Here is a 570-nt window from a genome sequence, read left to right on the forward strand (position 1 = left end):
TCGCCGCCCACCGCCGCGCCCACGGCCTGCCCGCCCAGTCCCTCGCCTGGGGACCCTGGGCCACCGACTCCGGCATGGCGGGCGAGCTAGAGGAACGCGACCGCGACCGGATCGACCGCGCGGGCATCCTCGGGATATCCGCCGAGCAGGGGCTGCAACTCCTCGACGCGGCAAGCACGTTGACCGCCCCCGCGCTGGTGCCCGTCAACCTGGACATCAGGGCGCTCGACACCGCCGATCTGCCGCCGATGCTGCGCGCCCTGGTGCGCGGCGCCACGCGGCGCGTCGCCGCCGCCGAGCACGGGGGCGGGGCGGACGCGCTGCGGCAGCGGCTCGCCGGGATGCACGCCGACGAGCGCTACGACGAGCTGCTGACCCTGGTCCGCTCCCACGCCGCGGCCGTGCTCGGGCACGCGGGCCCCGAGGCGATCGAGCCTGAACGGGCCTTCAAGGACCTGGGGTTCGACTCGCTCGGCGCCGTGGAGTTCCGCAACGCACTCAACGCCGCGACCGGGCTGCGGCTGCCCCCCACGTTGATCTTCGACTACCCCAACGCCCGCGTGCTGGCCG

1 protein-coding gene is annotated in these 570 nt (G+C 75.4%); it reads left to right on the forward strand.

What is annotated here, in order from left to right:
- A partial coding sequence (locus tag DEH69_RS13650) for a beta-ketoacyl reductase (RefSeq protein WP_220131260.1) occupies nucleotides 1–570 on the forward strand: 570 nt, incomplete at both ends.

It is taken from the genome of Streptomyces sp. PT12 (assembly GCF_003311645.1).
GTDB lineage: Bacteria > Actinomycetota > Actinomycetes > Streptomycetales > Streptomycetaceae > Streptomyces.